The sequence below is a fragment of the Acidovorax sp. ACV01 genome (assembly GCF_014851495.1).
Lineage (GTDB): Bacteria > Pseudomonadota > Gammaproteobacteria > Burkholderiales > Burkholderiaceae_C > Acidovorax > Acidovorax radicis.
This window is the reverse complement of the sequence record NZ_JACUZT010000023.1, coordinates 1-1,068: the sequence shown is the minus strand read 5'-3', so window position 1 is coordinate 1,068 and position 1,068 is coordinate 1. Positions and strand designations below refer to the sequence as shown.

At 64.2% G+C, this 1,068-nt stretch carries 1 protein-coding gene; it reads left to right on the top strand.

Features of this window, described 5'->3' with window-relative positions; all coding sequences use genetic code 11:
• Positions 1 to 7: 7 nt before the first annotated feature.
• Complete coding sequence (locus IB243_RS26975) at positions 8 to 1,051, top strand: IS5 family transposase (RefSeq protein WP_192430114.1); 1,044 nt, start codon at positions 8 to 10, stop codon at positions 1,049 to 1,051.
• The last annotated feature ends 17 nt before the right edge of the window (positions 1,052 to 1,068 follow it).

Sequence of the window (1,068 nt, the reverse complement as noted above, 5' to 3'; positions counted from 1 at the left end):
CGCGGCCTTGCGCGAAGTGGTGCGCGCTAACCCACAGGCCACACTGCCCGAGTTGGCCCTGGCCTGGGCTGAGCACATGGGCCGCAACGCACCCAGCACGGTCACTATGCGGGCAGCGCTCAAAGCTGCCGGCTTGCAGCGCACACGGCCCAAACAACAACTGGCACGCGCCAAGTCCCAGCAGCCTGGTACACGCTACGGGTACACCGCCCAGCATCGCCCCAGCAGCGCCTCGGGCATGGCGGGTGCACTCACAGACGCCGAATGGGCGCTGGCCCAGGACTTGTTCGAGCCAGAGCCGGGTGTGCGGGGCAGGCCTGCAACGTATTCCCGGCGCAGCGTTGTCGAAGCGTGTTGCTATGTGCTGCGCACCGGCTCGTCCTGGCGCAACCTGCCCACCCAGATCTATCCACCCTGGCAATCGGTGCAAAAGGCCTTTGTGCGCTGGGCCCGACAAGGCAAGTTCGAAGTACTGCATGAGCGCCTGCGCCAGCAGTGGCGCCAGCGTATGGAGCGTGCCGCGCAGCCCAGCGAGGCCATCATTGACTCCCAATCGAATCGGGGCAGCCCCCAAGGCGGCACACTGGGTTTTGATGCGGGCAAGAAGGTCCAAGGGCGCAAGCGCCATCTGGTGGTGGATACGTTGGGCTTGCTGCTGGCAGTGGTGGTGACCAGCGCCGCTGTGCAGGATCGCGCAGCGGCCGACCAGGCTGTGGCACAGGCATGCACACGCACAGGCGGCTCGTTAAAGGTGTTGTGGGCTGACAGCGCATATGCCGGGCAATGCGCGCAAGAGATCGAAAAGGCGCACCAAGTACAGGTGCAGATCGTGCGTCACAGCGCACGTCACCGTTGGGACGACGCGCAGCAAACGTTGTGGAGCGAAGAGCAGCCGATGGTCATGCCCAAGAAGCGCTGGGTGGTGGAGCGCACCCATGCATGGTTGGAGCGCAACAGAAGGCTTGTGATGCACCACGACCGCAAGCCGTTCTATGCACAGGCATGGGTTTGGCTCGCGCAGGCCCGGATGCTGCTGGGGCGATTGAAATAGATTTCTTCTACACCCTC